Below are 7,451 nucleotides of genomic sequence, written 5' to 3' on the forward strand. Positions count from 1 at the left end.
CTGTGTGCCTGGTGCGTTTCATGGTCGAGTCCCCGGCCCAGTCTGGCCGGATGAGGACTCTCATTCACCCTGGACCGGTTTCCGGGGTCCACGTCAAGGCGACGCGTTGTTGACGGTCAACACCAGCGAGGGACTTGATGAGATTGCCAGCGCCCAAGCGGTTCCGGCCAGTTCCAGAATTGTACTTGTGCACTAGTAGCTGACGCCATGGCCTTCAACCGAATCCTGTTCCAGCCTGGAATGTCCGTACCCCAGTTCATGGAGCTCTGCGGCGCCGAGCAGAACTCCGAGGCCGACCTTGAGGCAGCTCGCTGGGCCAGCAGGGATTCCACTGCCCTCGGTGTGGACAGAACGAGCATGGCTTCTTCTCTGGGCGCCGCCACGAGCGGTATCAGTGTCGAGAGTGTCGTCATCAGATACCATTCACTGCTGGAATCATCACAGAAGCGACGATGTTGCCTCTCGCGATCTGCTTCCTAGCCGTTTACTTGATTGGCCAGGCAAAGATCAGTACATTCTCTCTGGCTCTGGTGTGGCAACTCGGGGTCAGCTACCGCACAGCATTGTTGATGCACAGCAAGATGATCCAGGTCCTGAGCGAGCAATAGGAAGGATGTGACCTGCATGAAAGTTGCAGCTGGATCATGCTTGCCTTCGCGGAGAATGCAATGGTGGCAAGCCAGGCCGCGGATCTGGGAGCAAGGTTTCGACCGTGGCCGCCGTCTCCCTGGATGAGGACGGCGGCCCCATTCACGTGACGGTGTCCAAGCTTCAAGCGTTCTCATTTGTGGTAATCGAAGACAAGGCCCAGAGCGCTTGGCTCTGTCCTGCTGGACCTGGTGGAGGAACTGGATCACTCACAGGCCTTGATCCCCGCTCAGGCCAGGGATACCCGCGGGGAGAAGGGGTTTGATCCGCGGATGATGACGATGCTGTTGCTCTACTCCTACTGCGTGGGCATCGTCTCGCCCCGCAGGATCGAGCGTGCCTGCTATGAGGATCTGGCCTTCAGGGTGCTGACCGGCAACCACCAACCGGACCGCAGTCGCATCAGCGAGTTCTGGGGTTCTCCCGGTTACAGGCGACGAGGGAATGGAGACTGGCTTCAGGGTAGGCACGGCAGCGGAACTCTCCGGATTCAGCACCAGCCGGGATCAGTTTGTCTGGCTTACGGTCCTGCTCGATCTCAAGCACTTCGTATGGCTTGGGGTTGAGCGCCGGGGTGGAGCCCAGCTTGCGGCAACGTTCCTAGGGTTACGGCATGACATGGACGTACAGGAGAGAAGCTTGGAGCGAACGTCCGCTGAACTCCAGGCGGCCCTGGCGGTGCCACTGCCTGTGTTGTGGCGTCAGCTGAGCCAGCGTCAGCTCAGGCCTGAGCTGATGGATCAGCCTGGCCTTGATCCCCAGGCGCATCAGGCGGCCCTGCTCGGCCTGGCTCGCATCAATGCGTTCACTCGCAGTGCCGCCTGCTTCTTCCCCGCCATCCGTCGTCTGGCGAGGCAGGCACCCACGCGGCGGCTACGCCTCCTCGATGTGGCCTGCGGTGGGGGCGACACGGTACGGGCCATCTGTCGCATGAGCCAGCGAGAGGGGATCGATCTTGAGGTGCACGGCTGCGACATCAGCGCCCAGGCCGTCGCCGTTGCCAGCGCAGCGGCCAGGGCGGAGGGTCTGGAGGCCCAGATCTTCCAGGCCGATGCGATCGGTGCCCCTCTCCCCAGTGGCTATCACCTGATCACCACATCGCTGTTTTTGCACCACCTCATCGAGCCTGACGCCGAAACCCTGCTGCGCTCGATGGCCGCCGCCACACTGGATCAGCTGTTGGTGCACGATCTGATCCGGAGCCACCAGGATCTGTTGCTCACCTGGATCGGCACCCGGCTGCTGAGTCGCTCCCCGATCGTGCAGATCGACGGACCACTCTCGGTGGGGGGTGCCTTTCGGCTCGACGAAGTGGCGCGTCTGGCCACCGCCGCTGGCCTGGCGGGCGCGCAGATCACCAGGTTCTGGCCCGAGCGCTTCCTGCTCTCCTGGCGTCGAGATGCCCTCAGCACCTGATCCTCTCTTCCCGCCGCTTGCGCCCTGCTGGGATGTGGTGGTGGTGGGTGCTGGACCCGCAGGTGCCCTTGCGGCCCATGGCCTTGCCAGTTCCGGGGTGCGGGTGCTGCTGGTGGAGCAGCGGCTCTTCCCCCGTTGGAAAGTGTGTGGGGCCTGCCTCAGTCCGCAGGCCTTGGCAGCGCTTGAGGCCGCCGGACTCGCGGGGCTGGTTGAGGCGCAGGGTGGGCTTGCCCTGCAGCAGCTGCAGCTGGGGGTTGCTGGCCTGGTGAGCCCGATCCCACTGGGGGCTGGCCGGGCCCTCTCCCGGGCCCGCTTGGATCAGGCCCTGCTGGAAGCCGCTGAAGCCGCTGGTGCCATGGTGCTGACGGGAACCCGGGCCGTGCTGGGCGCTGCCGCTGCAGGGACGGAGTCTTGCCGGGAGGTCGTGCTGCAGCAAGGCACCGAACGGTGGAGTGTCAGCGCCAAGGTGGTGCTGATCGCGGCTGGTCTCACCCACCGCTGCCTGCAAGCCGAACCGACGTTCAACTCCAACATCGAACCCCACAGCCGTGTGGGGGCTGGTTGTGTTCTGCCTGGGGAAGCCGCCGGACTTCCGCCCGGTGTTCTGCAGATGGCTGTGGGCCGTGGGGGGTACGTGGGTCTGGTGCGGGTGGAGGCTGGAGAGATCAACCTGGCCTGTGCCATCGATCGGGCCTTGCTGCAATCCAGCGGCGGTGCGGCCGGGGCCTGCAAGACGATCCTGTCGGAAGCGGGCTTTGCGCCGTTGCCCAGCCTCGATGATGCGGCCTGGCAGCTCACCGCAGCGCTGAGCCGCAGCACCCGCCCTCAGGCTGGCTTCCGGCTGCTGCTGCTGGGTGATGCCGTCGGCTATGTAGAGCCCTTCACCGGCGAAGGCATGGGCTGGGCGCTGACCTCCTCACTGGCTGCCCTGCCCCTGGTGCGGCATGCACTGGAGCACTGGGATGGTGCAATCGAGACGGAGTGGCGGCGCCTTCACCACCGTTGGGTGACGCGGCGACAGACCTCTTGCCGCGCCCTGGCGCTGGTCTTGCGGAACCCCGAGGCAAGCTGGGCACTACACCGGATGGCGAGGATCTTCCCCTCGATCACCGGTTCGCTGATTGAGCACCTACAACGGCCCGTCCTGCCATGCCCGACGGACTGATCGATCATGCCTTTGTCCTTGCTTGGTCTTGGCACTGCGGTGCCGGAGTGGCGCCTCAGCCAGCGTGAAGCCCTGGCCCTTGCACCGCAGATGGGCAGTGCCAGCCCCCGTCAGCAACGCCTGTTGGAGCGGATCTACCAACACTCGGGGGTGACGAACCGCCATTGCATTCCCCTCTCACACTCCACCAACCCCTCCACGGCCGAGCGGATGCGGCGCTATCAACCGGCGGCGCTGGATCTGGCCCTGCGCGCGTCTCGCCTGGCCCTGGAGGATGCCGGCATCAAGGCAAACACGGTCACCCATCTGATCACCGTGTCATGTACGGGGTTTGGCGCTCCTGGCTTCGACCTGGCCCTGATCGCCAGCCTGCCCTTGGCCATGGAAGTGGCCCGCACCCATGTGGGCTTCATGGGGTGCCATGGGGCATTCAACGGCCTGCGGGTGGCTCGGGCATTCGTGGAGGCCGATCCCAGCGCCTGTGTGCTGCTGTGTGCGGTGGAGCTTTGCAGCCTTCACCTGCAGGAGGGTTGGAACCCCGACCACATCGTGGCCAATGCTCTGTTCGCCGACGGCGCCGGCGCCGTGGTGGCGGTGGGTTCCGATGGCGGAGGTGTCGGAGCCAGCCAGACACGGGGGTTGCAGCTTGTCGCCTCGTCGTCAACGGTGCTCCCCGGTACGCAAGATCTGATGAGCTGGATCATCGAAGATCATGGTTTTTCGATGGTCCTTTCGGCCCAGGTCCCCAGTCGCATCGCCACTCAGCTACGCCCATGGCTGGAACATTGGCTGGCTGGCCTGGGCCTGACGTTGCCGGATGTGGAAACTTGGGCCGTTCATCCTGGCGGGCCTCGCATTCTGGGGGCGGTGTTGGAGAGCGCCGGGTTGCAATCGGCTCAGATCGATCTGTCAACCTCGGTGTTGCGCGAGTTCGGCAACATGTCGTCGGCAACGATTCTGTTCATCCTGGAGAGGCTGCGCACCAGGGACTGCCACGGGCTATGCCTGGCCTTGGGCTTCGGCCCTGGCCTCACGGTGGAAGCGGCTTTACTCACGCAGGAGCAGGGCCTCTGATTGAGGATCTCAGCAGCTGCGACGCCCGGATCAAGGCCTGGATGCAGGTTCAGCGTATTCAATGCCTGCGATTGCGGCTTCAGCAAGATCCCAACACTGATATCCAGGTAGGCTTCGCTGACGCCAAGAGCCCGGGGAACGGCACTGATCTCGATCGGCTCCTGGAGATGCAGGCCGACAAACCGCCGTGCCATGGCGACGACCTCCGTTGGGCTTCCGCAGGCTCGAGGTACTGCGTCAGAAGCCAGTTGTGCCTCATCTCAGGCGCTACGTAGATCATCTGGAATGCAACAATCACATGGCAGACATGAATCCCTGCTGCCGCCGGCCGGCATCACCCGCACCGGCCAGACGGGGAAACTGACCACTCCGATGGTTGCGGGAACTAGACGCCAACTGAGGAGTCAGCCAACACAGAGTACGTAAAGCTGTATTGATACAGTAGATCGCATGCATCACCTCCCCAGGGCCTGCACGATGGAATCAACCGTCCGCAGCTCCTGTCGGGCGGCGCAGGGAGTTCCAAGCGTCGCCCCGGCGGCGCTTTTTGATGCGTGAGCCCTGGCCGAGGGCAGCACGCCAGCCAGTAGACGATTCTGCAGCCGTCCACAGCCATGGTGTTGGCAGAAGTCGTTTCGACGACCACTCTCCTGTGGCCTTCTTCCCCAGGCGGCGAGTTCCAGGGGCTTCGGGCCCCTGTTGATCACCAATCGGGCAGCGACTTTCTTCAGATCTTTCAGCGAATCAGAGTCATCAGTTTGGTTCAATTGATCACCCTTTTCGTCGGCAACCTCTCTTGCGACGCCGTAGTGGAGGACTTTCAGCGCCTGTTTGCCGAGTACGGCTCGGTGTGCAAATGCAGTCTGCCCCTTGACCGCGACACCGGCCGCAAGCGTGGCTTCGCCTTCATTGAGATAGCGGACGCCAACGACGAGACCAAGGTCATCCGTGACCTCCAGGACGGGGAGTGGGTCGGTCGCACGATCAGGGTCAACTAGGCAGATCCCCGTCCACCACAGGCTGCGTGGGTCTGTGCGCTTCCCTGGGGCGGCTTTTGTCCTGGCTGGCCTCGGGGTGCGGTGCTGGCTTGCTCGACGGCGATGACCCTTCGTCGGCTTAAGCAAAGCCCCTTCGCCAGTGCCTTCGCCTTCCCTGAAACCTGGACTAGTCGCCTCGCCATCATCCGCATGCTCACCGCGGCCATCACAGGCTCCGGCATCGCTGACCCCATCGGCCTCTGCCCCCTGGTGGCTGGCTTCTACCCCTGTCATGCCCGCTACCTCCCCTCCTGCGTCTGGAGGCCCCGGGCTCCAGCGTTAGGGAGCCCCTGGAAAACCCAGGCTGATCACGGGACAATGGTCCTGTGAACGCAGGCCAGGACCAAGTCCATGGGTGGCAAGCAGCTCGGGTTCGGCGATTACGAGCAGACCACGACCAAGAAACGCACCAAGCGTGAGAAGTTTCTGGCTGAGATGGAGAAGGTGGTGCCTTGGAAGGCACTCATCGATCTGATCGAGCCTCACTACCCCAGAATCAGCACAAAAGGCGGCCGACCTCCCTACCCGCTGGCCACGTAGCCCTTGGCTTCCGCGAAGCGGTTGCTGCGGATTCACCTGATGCAGCAGTGGTATTCGCTCAGCGACCCAGGCATGGAAGAGGCGCTGATCGAGGTGCCCACCATGCGCCGTTTCGCCGGGATCGACCTGATCAGCGACCGGATTCCTGACGAGACGACGATTCTGGCGTTTCGGCACCTGCTTGAGAAGCACCACCTGGGAGAGCAGATTTTCCAGACGGTCAAAGCCCATCTCAAGGAACACGGCATGGCCATGAAGCAGGGCACGATCATCGATGCCACCTTGATCGCTGCCCCCAGCTCCACCAAAAACAAAGCTGGGAAGCGGGATCCCGAGATGCACCAGACCTGCAAGGGCAAGCAGTGGCACTTTGGGATGAAAGTCCACATTGGCGTGGACAAGGACACAGGCCTCATCCACTCGGTGGAGACCACCGCCGCCAATGTGCACGACCTCACCCCAGCAGCAGACCTACTGCACGGCGAGGAGGAGGTGGTGTACGCAGACGCTGGCTACCAAGGGATTGAGAAACGAGAGGAGATGGAGGGCAAAACCGTCAAGTTTCGGGTTGCCATGCGCCCCGGCAAGCGCCGGGCCTTACCGGATACACCCGATGGCCGGCTGGAGAATTTGGTGGAGGCTGCCAAGGCTCACATCCGGGCCAAGGTGGAGCATCCCTTCCGCGTGATCAAGCAGCAGTTCGGCTTTCAGAAGACCCGGCTGCGGGGCATGACCAAGAACCACTGCAAGATCAATGTGCTGGCTGCACTGACAAATCTGTTTCTTGCAAGGCTTCAGTTGCTATGTGGAACATGAATGGGGAAGTGGTGTGCCCGTTGGGGACAGACTGGCCACTGAGAGGAGGAAGAAATAGCCGAAAAGCGACGAAGTCAGAGCAAATCATTGCTCACATCCATCAAGAATCTCTGTCCCGAGCACCTGGGAGCCCCTGGGGGCTCCAGCAGCCTTGTTGCCCAGAGGTTCCTTGGCGACGTAGCCGGGGCCCGACGCGCGTAGAAGCAGACCTTCGCGCGACAGTGACGCACTCCGATGAGCCACTTCGCAAAGGAGATGGCGGAAGTCCTGGAGCTGACGGGTGAGCCCAAGAACGGCTCCGCCATCCGCTGCCTGATGGAGGAGGCCCTGCAGCCGCGGCGCCGTGCCCAGATCGCCCAGCGCTTTCTCTGCGGTGAGTGGGGAGTGGAACTGGAGGCCTTCGAGGCCAACCAGGAGCGCGATCGCCTGCGAGACCAGGGGAATACGCCATGACCTTCCTGCTCGACACCAGCCTCTGGATTGACTTCACCCCGACCCGCAGATCCGCCCCCCTGAAGCAGTTCATTGCGTCGAATGTGCTCGATCCCGACGCCCATCTCGCCGAGCCCGTGCGCATTGAGGTGCTGCGCTCAGCCCGCCCGGAGGAGGCACGCCTGCTGGAGACCCAGTTCGCCACCTTGCCCTGCCAGGCAGGGCCGCCTAAAAGTCTGTCCACGGTGTCATCCGCGCCCCTGTCAGCATCGGTTTAGGTCGGTGGGTCTCACCGCTGGCGATGCCCGACATCTCTTCCGCCG

The 7,451-nt window shown here is 63.2% G+C and carries 7 protein-coding genes and 1 pseudogene; all 8 read left to right on the top strand.

The window, feature by feature from the left end; genetic code table 11:
* The first annotated feature begins 839 nt into the window (after nucleotides 1–839).
* The 8 genes and pseudogenes from CJZ98_RS19600 to CJZ98_RS16870 all read left to right on the top strand — a co-directional run bounded on the left by CJZ98_RS19600 (nucleotide 840) and on the right by CJZ98_RS16870 (nucleotide 7,406).
* Entirely contained in the window at nucleotides 840–1,214 is a 375-nt protein-coding gene (locus tag CJZ98_RS19600) for a transposase (RefSeq protein ID WP_094592275.1), read from the top strand.
* 73 nt (nucleotides 1,215–1,287) lie between these two features.
* Nucleotides 1,288–2,064, top strand: a complete 777-nt coding sequence (locus tag CJZ98_RS16830; RefSeq protein WP_232756571.1) for a methyltransferase domain-containing protein — start codon at nucleotides 1,288–1,290, stop codon at nucleotides 2,062–2,064.
* A complete protein-coding gene (locus CJZ98_RS16835) occupies nucleotides 2,048–3,229 on the top strand; it encodes an NAD(P)/FAD-dependent oxidoreductase (RefSeq protein ID WP_094592277.1) in 1,182 nt (393 codons plus the stop codon). Before CJZ98_RS16830 ends, CJZ98_RS16835 begins: the two co-directional genes overlap by 17 nt.
* Before the next feature lie 18 nt (nucleotides 3,230–3,247).
* Nucleotides 3,248–4,303, top strand: a complete 1,056-nt coding sequence (locus CJZ98_RS16840; RefSeq protein ID WP_332835056.1) for a type III polyketide synthase — start codon at nucleotides 3,248–3,250, stop codon at nucleotides 4,301–4,303.
* A 614-nt stretch (nucleotides 4,304–4,917) separates the two neighbouring features.
* The gene (locus CJZ98_RS19190; protein ID WP_232756572.1) at nucleotides 4,918–5,301 is read left to right on the top strand and encodes an RNA recognition motif domain-containing protein; all 384 of its coding nucleotides are present in this window, start codon (nucleotides 4,918–4,920) and stop codon (nucleotides 5,299–5,301) included.
* Nucleotides 5,302–5,691: 390 nt separating this feature from the next.
* Nucleotides 5,692–6,696: pseudogene (locus CJZ98_RS16860) on the top strand (IS5 family transposase).
* Nucleotides 6,697–6,930: 234 nt separating this feature from the next.
* Nucleotides 6,931–7,149: a hypothetical protein gene (locus CJZ98_RS16865; protein WP_232756573.1), complete on the top strand. Its 219-nt coding sequence runs from the start codon at nucleotides 6,931–6,933 to the stop codon at nucleotides 7,147–7,149.
* Nucleotides 7,146–7,406: a PIN domain-containing protein gene (locus tag CJZ98_RS16870; RefSeq protein ID WP_198537928.1), complete on the top strand. Its 261-nt coding sequence runs from the start codon at nucleotides 7,146–7,148 to the stop codon at nucleotides 7,404–7,406. Before CJZ98_RS16865 ends, CJZ98_RS16870 begins: the two co-directional genes overlap by 4 nt.
* Nucleotides 7,407–7,451 lie beyond the last annotated feature (45 nt).

It is taken from the genome of Vulcanococcus limneticus LL (genome assembly GCF_002252705.1).
In the GTDB taxonomy this organism is placed as follows: domain Bacteria; phylum Cyanobacteriota; class Cyanobacteriia; order PCC-6307; family Cyanobiaceae; genus Vulcanococcus; species Vulcanococcus limneticus.

Excerpts from the sequence above, each read along its gene's own strand:
- CJZ98_RS16870 (WP_198537928.1), top strand. The coding sequence starts at position 7,146 with ATGACCTTCCTGCTCGACACCAGCCTCTGGATTGACTTCACCCCGACC.
- CJZ98_RS16865 (WP_232756573.1), top strand. The coding sequence starts at position 6,931 with ATGAGCCACTTCGCAAAGGAGATGGCGGAAGTCCTGGAGCTGACGGGT.
- CJZ98_RS19190 (WP_232756572.1), top strand. The coding sequence starts at position 4,918 with ATGGTGTTGGCAGAAGTCGTTTCGACGACCACTCTCCTGTGGCCTTCT.
- CJZ98_RS16835 (WP_094592277.1), top strand. The coding sequence starts at position 2,048 with ATGCCCTCAGCACCTGATCCTCTCTTCCCGCCGCTTGCGCCCTGCTGG.